This is a genomic window from Novosphingobium resinovorum, assembly GCF_036352595.1.
Lineage (GTDB): Bacteria > Pseudomonadota > Alphaproteobacteria > Sphingomonadales > Sphingomonadaceae > Novosphingobium > Novosphingobium resinovorum_B.
This window is the reverse complement of record NZ_JAZFAX010000014.1, coordinates 101106-119080: the sequence shown is the minus strand read 5'-3', so window position 1 is coordinate 119080 and position 17975 is coordinate 101106. Positions and strand designations below refer to the sequence as shown.

The window sequence follows — 17975 nt, the reverse complement described above, 5'->3', positions numbered from 1 at the left end:
GTCTGGCCTTTCAGTGAGCGGTGAATGCGGCGGGACGCTCGCTGCGGTCCGCCGAGAGGCGAGGCGCGGCGTCCAGCAGGCGGCGGGTGTAGGGATGCGATGGGCTGGCGAGGATCTGCGCGGCCAGCCCGGTCTCGACGATGCGGCCGCGATAGAGCACCGCCACCCGGTCCGCGATGCCGGCGACGGAGCCGAGGTCGTGGGAAATGAAGACCTGGGCGATGTGCTTCTCCACCGCCAGGCTGCGCAGCAGCTTGAGGACGTGGAGCCGGTTCACCGCATCCAGCGCGCTGACGGGTTCGTCCAGCAGCAGAAGCCTGGGGGCGAGGGCCAAGGCGCGGGCGATCACCGCGCGCTGACGCTGTCCGCCGGAGAGGTGCCGGGGCAGGCGCGCAGCCAGTGCCGGATCGAGGCCGACCGCCTTCAGGGCGTCGTCCACCGCTTCGCTGACGGCGGCGCGGCCGATATCACCGCGCAAGTGCAGGCCCTCCGCGATCGAAGCGCTGATCGTCAGATCGGGATCGAGGCTGCGCAGCGGATCCTGGAACACGTATTGCAAAGTGCCGGATCGTCGCAGTTCGCGCAGTGGCCCGGCTTTCAGCCTGTCGATCCGTGCACCGCCGAGTTCGATCGTCCCGCTGGCTGCGGGGATCAGGCCGAGGATCGTGCGCAGCAGCGTGGTCTTGCCCGATCCGGTCTCTCCGATCAGGCCGAGGATTTCCCCGGGTGCCAGTTCGAGATCCACGTCCTGGATCACCGTGCGGATGCCATATCCCGCATGAAGCCCCTTCACCGCCAGCAGCGGCGCGGATTGGACGGCTGCAGCCCGCGAAGGCGCGCTGTCGATCGTGTGGACCGCATGGTCTTCGATCAGGCTGCGGGTATAGGCGCTTTGCGGATTGCCGAGTACGCTGCGTGTGGGCCCGGCGTCCACGATCGCGCCGTCGCGCATGACGATGACGTGCTCGCAGATCTGCGACACCACGGCGAGATCGTGCGACACCAGGATCAGGGTCAGGGCCTGTTCCCGGCGCAGCCTGTCGATCAGGTCCAGCACTTCGGCCTGCACCGTCACGTCGAGCGCGGTGGTGGCCTCGTCGGCGATCAGGAGGCGCGGCCCGGCGCAGATCGCAATGGCGATCAGCACGCGCTGGGCCATGCCGCCCGAAAGCTCGAAGGGGTACTGCCGATAGACTGCGTCGGCATCCTCGAAGCCGACCTGGCGGAGCAGTTCCAGCGCGCGGTCGCGGGCGGCAGTGCGGCCGAGGCGCAGCGTCGCCCGGATCGCTTCCACCAGTTGGCGGCCCACCGGGATCGAGGGATTGAGGTAGGAGCCCGGGTCCTGGAACACGGCCGAAAGCGCCTTCCCCCGCAAATCCTTCCACGATGCCGCGTCGAGCCGGGAAAGGTCCACGTCCCCGAAGCGTATGGATCCGGAGGCCACGTTCAGGCCCGGCGGCAGGACATCCAGGATCGCCCGGCAGGTGAGCGACTTGCCGCTGCCGGATTCGCCAACGATGCCCAGCGTCCCTCCTGCTGCCAGTTCGAAGCTCACATCGCGCACGAGTTCTCGCCCCTGCGCCGTCACGACGTGGAGGTTGCGGACCGAAAGCAATGGCTCGGCAGGCGGTTCCGGGCGGCGGTGGCGGATGTCGAGTGTAACGACATTGTCGGCGGGAAGGTCGGAGTGGGCTTGCTTCATGCGGCGGTCTCCTTGCGTCCGGAATCCCTGAGCGCGTCGGCAAGCGCATTGAGCGCCCAGACGGTCGCGACGATCAGCAGGGCAGGGGCGACCGGGCCGAACGGGCGGTCGTAGAGGTTGGCGAGGTCGGTCGCGAGCAGGCCGCCCCAGGTCGGGTCGGGCGGCACGACGCCGATGCCAAGGAACGTCAGCGAGGCGACGATCGAAAGGCACGCGCCGGTCATCGACGCAGCAGCGACCGCCACCGGGGGCAGCACCTTGGCGACGACGTGGCGGCGCAGGATGGCGGAGGTCGAGGCGCCCATCAGCCGCGCGGCCTCGATGTATTCGGCATTGGCGATGGACAGGGCCGCCGCGCGGGTCACCCGGAAGAAGGCCGGGGTGATGAGAATGCCCACGGCGAACATCGCCTGGACCAGTCCGTTGCCCAGCATCGCGGTCATGGCGATGGCGAAGACCAGGAACGGCAGCATCATGAGCGCGTCGATCACACGCAGGTTGATCCATTCGAACCGGCGTCCGAGAAAGACCGACAGCAGGCCGGGAACGACGCCCAGAACCAACCCGATCGACACCGAGAGCAGGCTGGCAAGGACGGAGACTGTCGATCCGGCGAGCAACCGGCTGAAGACGTCGCGGCCCAGTGCATCGGTGCCCAGCCAGTATCTCGTGCCGGGTGGTTGCAGAAGTGCCGAGCCGTCCTGCGCCAGCGGATCATGCGGTGCGAGGAAAGGCCCGAAGACGGCGAGTACGGCCACGACAGCGAGAATTACGAAGGCGGCGCGGGCGCTGGGATAGCGCAGGAGCTGGCGGATCATGGTTTCAACTCCGTCGCCGCGCGGCTGGCTGGAGGACGCCCAGCAGGATGTTGACGCACAGGTTGCAGGCCAGGATCAGCAGGATCGACACGACGAGTGTGCCCTGTACGACCGGCACGTCGCCGCGCAGGGCGGAGTCGGCGGCGAGCTTGCCCATTCCGGGCATGTTGAAGATCGCCTCGGTCACGACGGCGCCGCCGATCAGCATCGGCACTTTCAGCGCTAGCACGGTCAGCGCCGGGCCTGAGGCGTTGCGCAGGACGTGAACGAACAGGATGCGGCGGCGCGAAAGGCCGCGCACGACCGCGCCGGTCACGTAATTTTCCGAGAGCGCGACAACGAGGCCGGTGCGCAGTTGCCGGGCGAGGTCTGCGATGACATCGACGCTGAGGGCCACGGCCGGGATGCTCACGGCGGCCAGCCAGCCGATCGGATCGTCCGCGAAAGGTACGTAACCCGAAGACGGGAGCCAGCCGAGCCAGAGGCTGAAAATCAGGATCAGCACGAAGGCTACGACGAAAGGCGGCAAGGACGAGACCAGGGCCGCGAACAGCGTGATCGCGCGGTCCAGCCGCCCGCCATGGCGCACGCCCGCCACGAGGCCGAGGCCCAGCCCGAATACCACGCCCACCAGCAGCGCCACGCCCGCGATCGAAAGGCTGATCGGCAGGCGCTGCAGAATCAGTTCGGAAGCCGGCACGCCGTTGAACCAGGACGTGCCGAGGTCACCGCGCAGGACGCCGCCTATCCAGTGCAGATACTGGAAAACCACCGGCTGATCGAGGCCGAGGTCGGTGCGGATGCGCGCGACGGTCTCGGGCGATGCGGCGTCGCCCGCGATCCCCGCTGCCGGGTCCAGCCCGGACACCACGCCCAGCAGGAAGGTGATGAGCGTGGCGATGAAGAAGACCGGCAAGGTGATCCCCAGCGTCCCGCCGACGTGGCGCAGCAGCGCCTTGCCGTGACGCAGGCGGATGGTCCGCCCGGTCACGATGGGCGCTGCCTGCGGCGGCGCTGGTTCGGAGATGGTGGTCATTCCACCGTCACTCCTTCCCAGCGGATCTGCGAGGGCACGATGTTGAGGTGCTTCACCCTCGAACGGGTGGCGACGATGAACGGCGTGCTGAACAGCCAGACGCTGGGCGACTGCTCGGCGCCCAGACGGGTCGCGCGTTGCAGGCGCTCCTTGTACTGAGGCGCGTCGATCGGGGTGGCCCGCACCTCGTCGATGGCCTTGAGGAACGCGGGCGGCGCATAAGGACCGCTGAGGTTCATGATGCCCTGCGGCCCGTAGACCGCGAGCAGGTTCTGGACCGGCGATTCCCGCCCGACCGTGCCGTCAACCGCCGTGGCCGGGCGCTTGGCGATATAGACCTCGCTCTGCCAACTGGACGAACCCGGCGGCACGATGCGCAGGCGCGACTTGATGCCGACGCGCCCCAGTTGGGCCTGAAGCAGTTCCGGCAGACCCTCGTTGATCAGCGGATTGATGACGATCTCGACCGTCAGGGAACCCGGCGCGTGGCCGGCCTGCGCCAGCAGCGCTTTGGCCCGCGCCGGATCATAGGCCCACTTGTCCCTCGTCTGCGGATCGAAGGCGAAGTAGTGCGGCGGGAAAGGCTGGTTGGTGGGCGTGCCGAGACCAGCCGTGAGCGTCTTCACCAGTTCGCCGCGATCGATGGCGTAGCGCACGGCTTCGGCCACGCGCGGGTCGTCGAAGGGCGGCTTGTTGCGGTTTATCATGAGATCGCTGGCATTGAGCGACGGGGCGGTGGTGACCGTCAGCTTGCGGGCACGGGCTTCCTCCACGCGCTTGGGTCCGATCGAGGCCACGTCGATCGCGCCCGAGACGAGCGAGGCGATCGTCGTCGTCGGCTCCGACAGCGTGGTCAGTTCCAGACGCTCGACGTGGATATTCGCGGCGTCCCAGTAATCCGGATTCTTGACGAAATAGGCGTGCGATTCCGGCACGAATTCGACCATCTTGAACGGCCCTGCGCCGACCGGCCACAACGCCAGCTTCGCCTTGTCCTTCGCCGCGGCGGTGGGGCTGGCGATGGCGCCGACACGGCCCGCCATCACGTAGGGCAGCTGGTAATCGAGCCGCGAAAGGTGAAACACCACGCGCAGCGGTCCGTCGGTATCGAAGCTGGCGATGCTTTCGATCTCGGGGCGCAGGAAGGAATCCTTCTGCGTCTTGCCGCGTTCGAAGAAGGCCTTCACGGCGGCGGCATCAAGCGGGGTGCCGTCAGTGAATTTCAGCTTGTCGCGCAGCTGGAAGGTCAGTGTCCTGCCGTCCGGAGAGTATGTCCAGCTCTGCGCCAGTGCGGGCTGGACGTTGCCATCCTTGTCGAGCCGGGTGAGCGAGGCATAGGCGAGGCTGACGGTATTGATGTCGGCCCCGGTGCGGCTCGTCACGGGATCCCACGACGTGGGCAGCATGAAGGCCCAGCGGACGCGCGCCTTTTCGGCGGCTTTGTCGCCCGAGCCGCCGCACCCGGCCGTGGCCAGGGCAGCAGCCAGGAGCACCGCCCAGCCTGCGAGGGAGCGTGCCTTCACGAGACCGCCAGCGCCGGCTCTTCGCGCCGGGCAGCCGGGGGTTGTGAGGCTTCGGCGCGGATGTTGGCGGGTATGGGCAGTCCCAGATTGCCGCGCAGCGTGGTGTCCTCGTACTCGCTGCGATAGACGCCGCGCGCCTGCAGGATCGGCACGACTTCGTTCAGGAACCGGTCGAACTGGTCCGGGTGGCCGAGCATCACATTGAGGCCGTCGAGTGCGCCGCCCTCGAACCAGCGGATGATCTCGTTGGCAACGGTTTCGGCACTGCCGACGAACGGGCTCCCGCGCGAGGCGCTGAGAACTTCCACGGTCTGGCGCAGGGTCAGGTCGTCCTTGCGGGCAAGTTCGACGATGCGCTGTGCCTGCGTGAAGAAGCTGCGCCGCGCGTGTTCGAGCGTCTCGGCCGGGAACGGGGCGTCGAGGTCGTACTGGCGGAAATCATGCCATCCGAACGAACGTCCGAGTTCGCCGAGAGCCTGCTCGAAGCTGTGGTCCGCGCGGCGGTATTCGGCCTCGATGCGGCGGGCGTCCTCGTCCGTGTCGCCCACGTATATGCTGACGCCGGGAAGGATCAGCACGTCGTCCGCGCCGCGTCCTGCCGCGAGGGCCCGGCGGGTGATGTCCTGCTTGAAAGCGCGGCCATCCTCGATCGAGGCGGAGTGCGTGAAGATGGCATCGGCGGTCTGCGCGCCGAGGTTGCGGCCGTGATCGGAATCGCCGGCCTGGAAGATCACCGGCTGACCCTGCGGCGATCGCTGCAGGTTGAGCGGCCCGGTGACCGAGAAATACCTGCCCTTGTGATCCAGCGCATGCAGCTTGGCGGGATCGAGGAACACACCGGTCTCGCGATCGCGCGGGAAGGCGTCATCCTCGTACGAGCGCCATAGGCCCTGCACGACGTCGATATATTCGAACGCACGGCCATAGCGGGTTTCATAGTCGTAATGCTCGTCCAGACCGAAATTGCCCGCAGCACCGGGATCGCCACTGGTGACGACGTTCCAGCCGGCGCGCCCACCGCTGATGAGATCCAGCGAAGCGAGGCGGCGAGCGAGGTTGAACGGCGAGTTGAACGAGGTGGTGAGCGTGCCGACAAGGCCGATATGGCTCGTCGCCGTCGCCAGCGCGGAAAGCAGGGTCAGCGGCTCCAGCCGGTTCAGGTAGTGCGGCGGCGAGTCCTTCGTGATGTACTGGCTGTCGACGATGAACACGAAGTCGAACTTCGCGGCCTCGGCCTTGCGCACCTGTTCGATATACCACCGGATGTTGACGCTGGCGTCGGCCGGGATGTCGGCATCGAGCCAGCGGTTGTGCTGGCCGGGACCGCCCGCGCCCATCGTGACGAGGCCGAGCTTCAAGGTTCTTCTGGTCATTGCCGTAACTCCTTTGCCGGATAGTCGTTCGGTGATTGCAGTCTGGCTCACAGGCGCCCCTTGAGCGTCAGCCCGTACATGCGCGGCTCGCCCAGAGCGCCCTGGACGATGCCATTGGAAGCGCTGACGGAGAGCGTGTTGAAGTAGTTCTTGTTGAACAGGTTGCGCACCCACAGCGAGGCTTCCCAGCGGTCATCGGGATCGCGCACGCCGCCGTGCAGGCCAACCAGCGTGTAGCCGCGCACCCAGGTGAAGGGATCGAGGTTCACCGCTGCGTAGAAGCCCGAACGATAGCTGATGTCGCCGCCTGCGAAGGCATCGACGTTGCCCACCGAATGCAGGTATTCGGCGTTGCCGGTCAGGGCGAGGCGCGGTGCGCCCGAAGCGCGGCGGCCCGACAGGTCCATCGAGGACAGGTAGGAATAGAGGAACTGCGAAGGCGCGTTGCGGTACGAGCGGTATTCCGCGTCGTTGTAGGTTCCCGCGACGCCGATGTTCAGCCCGTCGAACGGCTGGGCGCGGGCATCGACCTCGACACCGCGTGAACGCAGCTTGCCGACGTTGCTGATGTAGCCGACGGCAGGCGTCACCGCGTAGTTGACGAAGTTCGCCTGGTAATTGCTGACGTCGGCCCAGAACAGCGCCAGGTTGAATTCCGCCTTGCCGCCCAGCAGGCGCGTCTTGATGCCCAGTTCGTAGTTGTCGACCTTCTCGGGCCGCACGAAGATGTCCACGCCCAGTGACTGGCGCACGAGGTTGATGCCGGGCGACTTGTACCCGCGCGAATAGGACGCATAAGTATGGACGTCGCTCGAAAGGTCGTAGGCGGCGATCGCGGTGCCGGACACGTTGCTGGTGTTGTCCGACGCGGTGTAGGCGCCCGCAGGCGCATAAGCGGCGCGCAGCGCAGCGACGGTGGACTGGATCGCCAGATCGAAGCTGGACAGCGCCGCGTAATCGCCCGTCGCGTAGGCTTCATAAATGCCGGTCTTGTGCTCGTAAGTGTAGCGAAGACCGCCCGTCAGGCGCAGCGAGGGGGAGATGTTCCAGGTCGCCTGCCCGTAGGCCGCATAGCTGTGGGTCGCGGGAAGGACGTGGTTGTAGGACGTCAGGCCATCGAACACGGCGGAGGGCAATGTCGATACCGATGCCGTCGGCGTGTTCGCGGTGGTCAGCCACGTTGTCGCGTCGCGGCCATAGCGGTTGATGACGTCATCGTCGGCCTCCTGCCAGAAGAAGTAGAGACCGGCGGTATAGTCGATGGTCTCGCCACCTTGGGATGCGGCGCGCAGTTCCTGGCTGAACTGCTGCTGTTTGGTGGCCACCACGCTGTTGGTGATGATGTTGGCGCCGAACTGGTCGCCGTCGTAATTGGGCACCCATTTCCAGTTGCGGTATGCGGTGATCGAGGTCAGCGTCAGCGGGCCGACATCCCAGTCCGCGCGGGCCTGGACGCCCCAGCTGGGCATCTCGTCGTACTGCGAGGAGTCGATGTCGGTCTTGCGGTCGAAGGCGTTGACGGTGCCCGGCGTGTATCCGACGTCGGCGGCACGGCGGTAGAACCCGCGGACCTGCGCGCCGTTCGCCAGCGTCGTCGGCATGACACCGGCGATGCTGGTAAAGCCGACGTCGCCCTTCTGGATGCTGTAGTCCGCGATCAGGCGCAGCTTGAAGTCCGCGCTCGGCTTGTAGAGCAGGTCGAACCGCGCGGCATGGTTGTCGAGGTTGTCCCAATGCTCGCGCTGGGTGGTGTTGTAGATCAGTCCGTCGCGCCGGTTGCGCAAGTACGAGACGCGGAACGCCAGGTCGTCGCTGACCACCCCGTTGTACGCGAAGTAGCCGCGCACCTGATTGTAGTTGCCGTAGCTCAGCTCCGCCCGCGCTTCCTGCTGGAACTGCGGCTCGCGCGTGGTGATGTCGATCGCGCCCGCAACGGTGTTCTTGCCGAACAGGGTGCCCTGCGGCCCACGCAGGACCTGAATGCTTTCGATGTCGATCAGGTCGGTGATGACCGATCCGGTACGCGGCCGGTAGACGCCGTCCACATAGAGCCCGACGCCCTGTTCGAGCCCGTCGTTGGTGCCGCCGGCATTGGTGCCGATACCGCGGATCGTGATCGTCTGGTTGCGGCCGCTGAAGCCCTGGATATTGAGGCTGGGGAGCTGCTGGACCACCTGCTTGAGCGAGCTGACCCCCTGCGCCTCCAGCTGGCGGCTGGAAATGGCGGAAATCGCGATGGGAACGTCCTGCGCGCTTTCGGTGCGGTAGCGCGCGGTCACGGTGATTTCGCCGATGTCTGCGGCAGAGGCAGCATCCGCCGGGCTGGTCGCTTCCTCGGCGGCGGCGCCTTGCGAGACGGCCGCGGCAAATACGGCCGCCGCCGATGCCGCGCCGACGCGCAGCGTATGTTTTCGTCTGGAAACAAACGTATCCGGAAACTCTTTCAAACCGACCCCCTGGGTTACCGACTGGCACTCGGTTTGCCGGTGTATTGTCTATCGGATCAATAGACATTGTGTGAAGTCTATATGACTTCGCCTCAAGCAAGGAGGTGGGCGTCTCGCCCGGTGCGGTGCGATGCCCGTTGCGTCCTTCGTTTTGCCCGCATAGTCCCAGGGCCATGAACTGGCTCTACCTGACAGGCGCGATCGCCTTCGAGATCGTCGCGACTTCCGCGCTCAAGGCGACGGACGGCTTCACCCGCGTGGTGCCTACCGCCGTGACGGTGGCATGCTACGTCGCGGCGTTCTTCTGCCTTTCGGTGGCCTTGCGCACGATCCCGATGGGGGTCGCCTATGCGATCTGGTCGGGGGTGGGGATCGTCGCGATCTCGGTGATCGGGCTGGTGGTCTATCGCCAGCAGCTGGACGCACCGGCACTGGCGGGGATCGCGCTGATCCTGGCAGGCACGCTGGTCATCAACCTGTTTTCAAAAGCGGCCGGGCACTGAGGCGCATAAGGCCCAGTCGCGCCGCCAGCGATATGTGGATACACGACACTGATGCTGGGAAATTGCAGTGGCTCAGGAACGCGGGGCGGTCCTGGTCGGTTTCGCTTGCTGGAACAGACATGGTCAGGTGCAACGTGGGTTCGACAGTCAAACGAAGGGTTCTGCTCGTCGAGGACGAGGCGATCATCCGGCTGATCGGCTCGGATGCGCTCGAGGATGCCGGTTACGAGGTGCTCGATGCCGCCAGCGCCGACGAGGCCTTGCGGATTCTGGAAACGATCGACGACGTGGCGATAGTCTTTACCGACATCCGCATGCCGGGAAGCATGGATGGCCTCGAACTGGCCAGGCTCGTCCACGAACGGTGGCCCGACATCAGGCTGCTCATCACTTCGGGAGATACCTGGCCGCCCAGGGCTCTCATCCCGGACGAGGGCCGGTTCATTGCGAAACCCTATGAACTTGGCCAGCTGCGCTGCGAAGTGAGTCGTCTGCTGGACTGAACCCCATTCAGGCTGCTCAGCCTGCCCTGAATGTCAACGCGGCGCCATTCATGCAGTAGCGCAGACCGGTCGGCGGCGGTCCGTCGTCGAAGACGTGGCCAAGGTGCCCGTCGCAGCGCGCGCAGCGGACTTCCTTGCGGACCATGCCCATGGAACGATCGGTGATGATCCTCACCGCACCGGGGAAATGATCCTGGAAACTGGGCCAGCCGGTTCCGCTTTCGAACTTGGTGGAGGAGGAGAACAGCGGCAGGTCGCAGCCAGCGCACAGGAACCGGCCCTTCCCGTGCTCCTTCAGCAGCGCGCTGGAAAAGGGGCGCTCGGTACTTCCCTGGCGCAGCACTGCATAGGCCTGCGGAGACAGCCGTTTGCGCCATTGCGCATCCGGCAGGCTGACGCGCGCCGGCGCCGCGGCGAGCGCACCCGCGCCGGTCATCGCCGCGCCGCTCGCGATGACGACGGCCAAGGTGAAGGCACGGCGGCTCAGGGGAAAAGTGTGCAAAGTCATGGCCTGGCGGATCCTGTCGGTTGGAAGCATCAACGATCCTGCTGGCCGCTTGTGCCCCGACCGGAAACGAGGACGGGAGCGCTCCGGTAGAGGGCGGGGAACGTCGCTTTCAGGGCGGCGACTTTCGGCAGGTCGTTGCGGCGGATATAGCTCGAGTCCGGGTGCAGCGTCAGGTAGTCCTGGTGGTAAGCCTCGGCCGGATAGAAGCCCTTGAACGGCTCCACGCGCGTGACGATGGGGCGCCTCCATGCATCCGTCCTGCCCAGCTGGGCGATATATCGCTCGGCGGTCTCGCGCTGTCCCGGCGACTGGGGAAACAGGGCGCTGCGATACTGGGTGCCGCGATCCGGGCCCTGCGCATTGAGCATCGTCGGATCCGCCACCACCGAGAAGAACACATGCAGCAACTGCCCATAGCTCACCTGCCGGGGGTCGTAGGTGACTTTCACCGCCTCAGCGTGGCCGGTGCCCCCGCGTGAGACTACCGCGTAGCGGGCGCTTGCGCGATCGCCGCCCGCGTAGCCCGATACCGCACTGCTGACGCCCCTGACATGCTGGAACACGCCCTGGACGCCCCAGAAGCAGCCGCCCGCGAAGACGGCGGTTTCGCGCTTCGCGGCCTCGGGGGCCTGGAACGTCGGTGCGGGGATGCGGAACACGGCCTGTGTCGCGGCAGCTTCGACACGGGTTGCCCGCAGGAGAGCGGCGCCGCCGATCATGCCTCCGGCGGCGGTGACGACGAGAATGGCGGTGCTGGCGATACGGTCCATCGGCGGTGCTTCTTCCGGTTTGCGGGCTCTCCTGCAGGTATATACGATGCAAGCTGCCGGATGGATGAATGCTCCCGGCCATTCATGGATCATTATGGTGCCGGGGCGTTTATGGAGCGTGATCCCGGACATCTGCGGCAAGGCGACGACGAAGCATGATCCTTTTCCTGCTGGCTTATCTGGGCGGGGTGCTGACGATCATCAGCCCGTGCATCCTGCCCGTGCTGCCGTTCGTCTTCGCCCGTGCCGACAAGCCGTTCCTGCGCAGCGGATTGCCGCTGCTGCTGGGCATGGCCATGACTTTCGCCGCCGTCGCCACGCTCGCGGCGGTCGGGGGAGGGTGGGCCGTCCAGGCGAATGCCTATGGCCGGATCGCGGCGCTGGTGGTGCTTGCGGCCTTCGGACTGCTGCTGCTGTTTCCCTCCCTGGCCGACCGGGCGACGCGGCCGCTGGTGGCGCTGGGAGGGCGTCTGTCGCAGTCGGCGGACCGCGCCGATCACGGCGCGTCGAGCTTCTTCGCCTCGCTCCTGCTGGGCGTCGCCACCGGCCTGCTGTGGGCGCCCTGCGCGGGGCCGGTGCTCGGCCTCGTTCTCACCGGCGCGGCCCTGCAGGGCGCGAGTGCGCATACGAGCTTGCTGCTGCTGGCCTATGCGGCCGGGGCCGCGACCTCGCTGGCGCTGGCCTTGCTGGTGGGCGGCAGGGTCTTCGCGGCGATGAAGCGTTCGATCGGGGTGGGCGAGCGCATCCGCAAGGTCCTGGGCATCGCCGTCCTGATCGGCGTCGCCGCCATCGCGCTGGGGCTGGACACCGGGCTGCTGACGCGGCTTTCCCTGTCAGGCACCGCGCGTTTCGAGCAAGGTCTGCTGGACCGCTGGCAACCGGGCGGGGCCATGCCGTCCGCCGCCATGGGCAATGGCGGACGACTGGCCGACGAAGGGCCGTTTCCCTCTCTGTCAGGGGCCGGGGAATGGATCAATTCACCCCCGCTCGGCCCGGCGTCGCTGCGCGGGAAGGTGGTGCTGGTCGACTTCTGGACGTATAGCTGCATCAACTGCCTGCGCTCGCTGCCCTACGTGAGGGCCTGGGCCGAGAAGTACCGCGATCAGCGGCTGGTCGTGATCGGCGTCCATACGCCCGAGTTCGCGTTCGAAAAGGATCCGGCCAATGTGCGCAAGGCGGTGCGCGATCTCGGCATCGCCTACCCCGTCGCGATCGATAACGACCATGGCGTATGGCGCGCGTTCAACAACCGCTACTGGCCGGCGCATTACTTCATCGATGGGCGCGGCCGGATCCGCTACCACCACTTCGGCGAAGGCGATTATGCCCGGTCGGAACGGGTGATCCAGCGGCTGCTCGCCGAGAACGGCAGCGCGGTGGGCAGCGCCGGGACGGTCACTGTCGCGGCGAGCGGTGCGGGAGCGGCCGCGGCACAAGGGAAGGCGCGATCGCCCGAAACCTACCTCGGCTACGGCAAGGCCATGCGGTTCACCTCGCCGGGCGGTCTCGCCCGCGACGCCCGCCACGACTACGCCCTGCCGACCGCGTTGCCGCGTGACGGATGGGGCCTTGGCGGTGCCTGGACGGCCGGCCGCGAACAAGTGTCGCTCGGCGCCGCCGGGGGACGCATCGTCTATCGCTTCCGGGGCCGCGACGTGCATCTCGTGCTTGGTCCGGCGCAGCCGGGCCGGCCGGTGCGGTTCCGCGTGACGATCGACGGCAAGGCGCCCGGGGCGGACCATGGCACGGACGTCGATCCGCGCGGCAATGGCGTGGTCGATGGCCAGCGGCTCTACCAGCTTGTCAGGCTGCACGGCGGCATGGCCGAGCGGACGTTCGCGATCGAGTTCCTCGACCCCGGGGTTCAGGCCTTCGCCTTCACTTTCGGCTGAAAGGCGCGACTGAAACAGGGTGGGACACGACAAAGCGCACCCCTGTCAGACAATGATGACTTTGATCCGTTGCGCGGCAAGTTGTTCGACGACGGCGCGGCGTGGCCGTGAGGAGCGGACTGGTATCGCCTGGAAAAGTGCGGGAGCCGCGCCCGGCGGCTCCCGCGATACTCAGAAGTTCTTGCGCACCCCGAACTGCACGATGCGCCCGATCGAGAATGCCGACCCTTGCGTCGCATCGTAGCCGAGGCTGGTTGCACTACGGAACTCGGGCGGAGCGCTATCGAACACGTTCTGTACGTTCAGCGTGAACGAGAGGTTGCTTGCCAGCGCGGATTCGGACTTCACGTCGTACTTGAAGAACAGGTTGATTGCGTCGAACGCGGATACCTTGGTCTGGCCGAATTCGACGGTACCGCGCTTGTAGCCTGACGTGTGGTTCCAGATGATCTGCGCGCGCAGCCCGCCGATCGTGGTACCCAAAGTGCCCTGGATGCGGAAGCGAGGCGTGTTGAAAGCCAGGTCGTCAGCCACCGGGAGCGAGGGTAGCGCCCGCGACTTCTGCGAGAGGCGGTAGTTGCCCGAGGCACTGGCATCGAACGAGGCGAAGCTGGTGTCGAGAACATAGTTGGCGCTGAAGTCGATACCGTCCAGCTTCGCCGTACCGAGGTTTCGCGACCGGGTGTCGAGAGACACCAGCACGGGCGAGTTGACGCCGCCCGCCGTGATGATCGCCTGCCCGGTCGAGGTCGGATTGGCGACCGTGAAGTTGAAGTTGGCCGGATCGAACTGGGTCAGGTAGGCCGCCAGTTCCTGCCCGCTCGGCCGTACCGAGTAGAGCTGCGGGAAGTTGGCGTAGTAGTCGGTCAGGTCGGCGCTCGTCACCGGGCGTCCGATCGTGCCGGACAGGTCGATGTTGTAGTAGCTCGCGTTGAGCGTCAGGCCGGGCACGAAGGGCGGCTCGACCTCGGCGCCGACGGACCAGTTCGTCGCCTTCTGCGGCTGCAGGCCCGGCGCGGTGCCGGACACGAACAGGCCGACCTCACCCGGCGCGGCGGTCACTCCCGGAGGCGTGCGCAGGAACGCGGCGGGGACGGTCGCGACGGCGGAGGCCAGGACGCCCAGCTGATCGACCGGCGAGGGCGCGGTGAACGACTTGCCCCAGTTGCCCCGGATCGCGATCCATTCGACCGGCCGGAATGTCGCCGCGAACTTGGGATTGAAGGTGTCGCCGAAATCGCTGTACTTGTCGTAGCGGGCCGACGCGGACAGCGACAGTTCGTTGACGAACGCCATTTCATTGCCGCTGCCGACGATCGGTACCTGCAACTCGCCGAAGACCGAGTCCACCTTCTGCGTATAGTCGGTCGGATCCTGGAAGGCATAAGTGGTGGCGTTGGTCGTGCGGCGCCGGAAGTTGTCCTGCATGTGCTCGTAGCCGACCGCGGCTTTCACCGAACCGCCCGGAAGCGCGAACAGAGGGCCATTGGCGATGGCGCGATAGTCGAACAGTTCGTTGCGGCCCGTGCCCTCCGCGTAACGCAGCAGGCTGGCCGCCGTGGCCGAACTTGCCGAGCCGACATCGTAAGGGTTGAGCGCTCCGGAAGCGAGCGCTGCCGCCTGCGCGGTCGTGCTGATCTGGGCGTTGCGGAACGAGGTTGTCGCGATGCCGTAGCTGAACAGTCCGCTCAGTTCCCAGTCGGAGCCGAGTTCGACCGATACCGAGGGCGCGACCCGCCATGTCTCGAGATTGGTTTCCTGCGTGGCCGAACGCGCGCCGAACAGCGGGCTGTAGTCGAACCGCACGACTTGCGGCTGGCCGGCGTTGGCATCGCCCGTCGAACGGTAGAACGGCGAGGCGGCCGTCAGCGTGGCCTGGCCGGTGGCACCGGTGCTGAGCGCGCCGGTTCCCAGGGTTCCGCCCACCGCATCGATCGCGCGGTTCGCATAGAGCGCGGTCACGTCGAAACGTACCGAATCCGACAAGTGCTGGTTCAGGCGGGCGAAGACGGTGTGCAGGGTCGCGGTCGGGTATATCGAAACGGTGTCCGAGAAATCGCACGCGTTCGGGCCACCGGCGGCGAGGCCGGTTCCGGAAGGCACGTAAGTGGCCGAGCCTATCGACACGTTGGGCGCGGCGCAGTTGCGGCCGGTAGGCACGCCGGTGTCCCAGTTGACCTGCTTCACCCAGTCCCGGTCGGAGCCATAGACGCTGTCATGGTGCGAATAGCCGTAGGCGACGTAGAAACCGCCGGTGCCCCAGTCCTTGCCGGCCATGGCGCTGGCATCGACCGACTTGTAGTTCTCTCCCAGGCCGTATCGGGCATCGACCTGAACCCCGTTGAAGCGGTCGCGGGTCACGAAGTTGATGACGCCGCCAAGGGCGTCCGAACCGTAGACGGCGGAACCACCGTCGGTCATCGCCTCGACGCGGGCGATGACGCCGGGGGCGATGATGTCCGGATCGACGGCGACCTGCTGGATGCCCGCACCGACCACGCGCTGGCCGTCGAACAGAACGAGGGTCTGCGCGCCGCCGCTGGTGTTCGCTCCCGGCAGGTTACGCAAGTTGGGCCGGTTGATCGGGTTCGAGGCGTTGGCACCGGCCTGCGGCGACACACCGGCGGGCAGGCCGTTGAAGAAGTTGCCCACTTGCGGAACGCTGGCGAGCACCTGGCTCGTCGAGGCCGCGCCTGTTGCGGTGATCTGCTCGCTGGTGACGCCTATGACGTTGTTGCCCGCCGGTGCGATGCCGCGGATCAGCGTGCCGGTAACGACGATCGGTTCCGAGGTGATCTGGTCGCTGCCGGTGTCTTCGGGCTGCGCGGCCTTGTCCTGCGCCGCCGCCATGCCCGGGATCAGCGCGATCCCGGCGACGCCCAGCGCCAGCCGCCACATAGCGTACTTGCTGTAGAAATTCCTCATAGTCATCCTCCCTCTCTTTGTTGAAGAGTCATCGCCCGCCGGTTCTCCTGACCGATCGGGCGGAATTCCAAACGTCAGGTCTTCATCGCCAGCCTTTCCGTAGCGGCACGGCGCAGTTCGCTGGTCCTGATCTTGTTGCTGCCGGTCACCGCGAGGTCTTCTTCGGTGAAGAACAGGACGCGGCGGGGCACCTTGTAGCTGGCCAACCGGGTGCGGGCGTGAGAGCGCAGGGCGTCTTCGCTGAGATCGGCATCCTGGTGCAAGGCAACGCATGCGACCACGATCTCGCCCAGCGTCTCGTGCGGGACACCCACCGTCTGCGCGAGCTTCACGCCCGCGCATTCGCGGATGACTTCGTCGATCTCGAGCGGGGAAACGTTGGCTCCGCCGGTCTTGATGATATCGTTGAGACGCCCCTCCCAGTGCAGGCGCCCGGCATCGTCGAGCCATCCGCCGTCGCCGGTGCGGAAGAAGCCGTCTTGGTCGAGCGTCTCGTCGAGAGGCACGCCAAGGTAGCCGAGCATGAGCGTCGGCCCCTTGACCGCCAGTTCGCCGCGGTCGCCCAGCGGCATCGTCCGGCCGGTCAGCGGATCGACGATCTTGAGGATGTTGCCCGGCAGGGGCAGGCCGTGGCTCCCGGCGGCTTCCTCGCGGCGGGTCTGCGCCGGGTAGGCCGCGCTGAGTGTGAAGGTTTCGGTATTGCCATAGCAGTGGCGCGGTTCGATCCAGTCGGTTTCGACCGTCGGGTGCCGCGCGATCGGCGATGCCGCGTCGATGTAGGTCAGCGCCGACAGATCGACATCGAGCCAGCCGGGCACGGCGACCAGTTGTTCCCACTGATGAGGCCATGCGAAGAGGAACTGAACCCTCTCGGACGCCATCAAAGCCAGTGCCTCGGCCGGTTGGAAGGTCCGCTGCAGGACGATCGTACCGCCCATCGCCAGCGTGCCGCCGACGATCATCGCGAAATTGCCCGACCAGAAGAAGCCGTTCGCGGTCCAGCTTCGCACGCCGTCCGCCAGCCCCTGCTGCGGACCCATGCGCCACATCTGCAAAGCTACGCCGCGGTGTGACGAAAGGATGCCCTTGGGCCTTGCGGTCGAACCTGAGGAAAAGAACAGCACACCGGGATCGGCGGGGGATATCGCGGCCGAGCGGGCCTCGATGCGGTCGGAGGCGATATCGCGGCCGGTGTCGAGAAACGCGTGCCAGCTTCGTATTGCGCCATCGGCGCCATCGCCGATCATCGCCAGGGCCTTGAGAAATGGGAAGCGAGCGGAGGCGTAGTGCTCCGGCGATTGCGATGCTATCCGGGGATCGAGATCACACAGGATCTCGAGGAAGTCCTTCTTCAGCACCATACGTTCGAAAAGCAGCGTCGAGATCGCGGAAACCTCGATCAGGTAGGCCAGTTCATCAGGCGTCGAGAACGTGCCGATCGGCGCTGCCACGCCTCCGGCCAAGGCGATTCCGAAAGTCGCGGCGAGGAATTCCGGGCGATTGGTCATGAGCACGCCGACGCGCTCGCCTTTGGCAAGACCCGCCGCGACAAGCGCGCCAGCGACGGCCTCCGCCTCCCTTTCCAGATCCCGATAGGACCACCGCGTCAGGGCAGTACCTTCACGGTGTACCAGCGCCTCGCGATCCGGAGCGCGCGCGGCGACTTCACGCAGGAACCCGCCGAGCGTGAGTTCGCCCAGTCCCTCCTCGGCGGAAAGCGGGATGCCCCGCGATATCGACAAGGCAGGGTCGGCGATGAAATCGTGAGCGGTCACGCGCATTCCGGTCACTACGGACGCTGCACTTCGTCGATCGAAGTGCCGACGGTCCTGTCGTCATGCTGGCGGCAGAGGCGCCGCTCGACGTCGCTGATGCCCATCGCGACCTTGGGGCCGGTTCCAGCCATTTCGTGCTCCACTCCTGCCTGACCGTATGGGGATGGCTGTGAGGGCCACCGCTGGTCGGATCGTTGTCG

13 protein-coding genes are annotated in these 17975 nt (G+C 66.6%); 3 read left to right on the top strand and 10 right to left on the bottom strand.

Translation table 11 applies throughout. The features are described 5' to 3' along the window. Positions 1-10 precede the first annotated feature (10 nt). From V2S85_RS14905 to V2S85_RS14880, 6 genes are read right to left on the bottom strand one after another with little or no spacing between them, the layout of a single operon-like run. Positions 11-1702 (bottom strand): ABC transporter ATP-binding protein, encoded by a 1692-nt coding sequence (locus V2S85_RS14905; RefSeq protein ID WP_330703628.1) that lies wholly within the window; start codon positions 1700-1702, stop codon positions 11-13. Continuing rightward, the gene (locus V2S85_RS14900; RefSeq protein WP_036522711.1) at positions 1699-2520 is read right to left on the bottom strand and encodes an ABC transporter permease; all 822 of its coding nucleotides are present in this window, start codon (positions 2518-2520) and stop codon (positions 1699-1701) included. The genes V2S85_RS14905 and V2S85_RS14900 overlap by 4 nt, the downstream gene beginning before the upstream one ends. Before the next feature lie 4 nt (positions 2521-2524). Then, on the bottom strand, positions 2525-3556 hold the full coding sequence (locus tag V2S85_RS14895) for an ABC transporter permease (RefSeq protein ID WP_330703627.1): 1032 nt from the start codon (positions 3554-3556) through the stop codon (positions 2525-2527). Beyond that, positions 3553-5079, bottom strand: a complete 1527-nt coding sequence (locus tag V2S85_RS14890; RefSeq protein WP_330703626.1) for an ABC transporter substrate-binding protein — start codon at positions 5077-5079, stop codon at positions 3553-3555. Before V2S85_RS14890 ends, V2S85_RS14895 begins: the two co-directional genes overlap by 4 nt. Further along, positions 5076-6452, bottom strand: a complete 1377-nt coding sequence (locus tag V2S85_RS14885) for an LLM class flavin-dependent oxidoreductase (RefSeq protein WP_330703625.1) — start codon at positions 6450-6452, stop codon at positions 5076-5078. Before V2S85_RS14885 ends, V2S85_RS14890 begins: the two co-directional genes overlap by 4 nt. 47 nt (positions 6453-6499) lie before the next feature. Next, entirely contained in the window at positions 6500-8899 is a 2400-nt protein-coding gene (locus V2S85_RS14880) for a TonB-dependent receptor (protein WP_330703624.1), read from the bottom strand. Positions 8900-9072: 173 nt separating this feature from the next. Here V2S85_RS14880 and V2S85_RS14875 point away from each other — a divergent pair, with 173 nt between their 5' ends. Then, positions 9073-9402 carry a multidrug efflux SMR transporter gene (locus tag V2S85_RS14875; RefSeq protein WP_330703623.1) on the top strand — a complete coding sequence of 110 codons (330 nt, stop codon included), beginning with the start codon at positions 9073-9075 and terminating at the stop codon, positions 9400-9402. Between the two features lie 119 nt (positions 9403-9521). Then, the gene (locus V2S85_RS14870; RefSeq protein ID WP_330703622.1) at positions 9522-9905 is read left to right on the top strand and encodes a response regulator; all 384 of its coding nucleotides are present in this window, start codon (positions 9522-9524) and stop codon (positions 9903-9905) included. A 16-nt stretch (positions 9906-9921) separates the two neighbouring features. Here the strand turns inward: V2S85_RS14870 and msrB are convergent, their stop codons facing one another. Beyond that, positions 9922-10443: a peptide-methionine (R)-S-oxide reductase MsrB gene (gene msrB, locus V2S85_RS14865; RefSeq protein WP_419198201.1), complete on the bottom strand. Its 522-nt coding sequence runs from the start codon at positions 10441-10443 to the stop codon at positions 9922-9924. Continuing rightward, positions 10443-11183, bottom strand: a complete 741-nt coding sequence (gene msrA / locus V2S85_RS14860) for a peptide-methionine (S)-S-oxide reductase MsrA (protein ID WP_330703621.1) — start codon at positions 11181-11183, stop codon at positions 10443-10445. Before msrA ends, msrB begins: the two co-directional genes overlap by 1 nt. 155 nt (positions 11184-11338) lie before the next feature. Between msrA and V2S85_RS14855 the strand changes: the two genes are divergently transcribed. Then, a complete protein-coding gene (locus V2S85_RS14855) occupies positions 11339-13075 on the top strand; it encodes a cytochrome c biogenesis protein DipZ (protein ID WP_330703620.1) in 1737 nt (578 codons plus the stop codon). A gap of 171 nt (positions 13076-13246) precedes the next feature. On the opposite strand, the gene V2S85_RS14850 is transcribed toward V2S85_RS14855, so the two are convergent. Both V2S85_RS14850 and V2S85_RS14845 read right to left on the bottom strand, forming a co-directional pair. Beyond that, entirely contained in the window at positions 13247-16006 is a 2760-nt protein-coding gene (locus V2S85_RS14850; protein WP_330703619.1) for a TonB-dependent receptor domain-containing protein, read from the bottom strand. Positions 16007-16074: 68 nt separating this feature from the next. After that, a complete protein-coding gene (locus V2S85_RS14845; protein WP_330703641.1) occupies positions 16075-17781 on the bottom strand; it encodes a class I adenylate-forming enzyme family protein in 1707 nt (568 codons plus the stop codon). Positions 17782-17975 lie beyond the last annotated feature (194 nt).